Source organism: Amycolatopsis sp. SID8362 (assembly GCF_010550475.1).
Lineage (GTDB): Bacteria > Actinomycetota > Actinomycetes > Mycobacteriales > Pseudonocardiaceae > Amycolatopsis > Amycolatopsis eburnea.
Window position 1 is genome coordinate 1 of sequence record NZ_JAAGNB010001551.1, and the last position, 244, is coordinate 244.

Genomic DNA, 244 nt, shown 5'->3' on the forward strand with positions numbered 1-244 from the left:
GTGCTGCTGATCCCGGTCCCGGACCCGGTCGGCCTGCCCGTCTCGGACGGCGTCCGCCTGGCGACGTCGACGGTGCTGAGCCACCTGCGCGGGCACCTCGAGGACGACAAGCGGCTGGTGTTCGTCACCCGCGGCGGTCCGGCCGCCGCGGCCGCCGAAGGGCTCGTCCGCTCCGCGCAGGCCGAGCGCCCCGGCCGGTTCTTCCTGCTCTCCGGCGTGCCCGCGGCGGCGGAACTGGCCGCGC

General features: G+C 77.9%; 1 protein-coding gene. It reads left to right on the plus strand.

Annotated elements, in window-relative coordinates:
* On the plus strand, window positions 1–244 hold a 244-nt coding region (locus G3I65_RS47415), incomplete at both ends, for a hypothetical protein (RefSeq protein ID WP_160701918.1).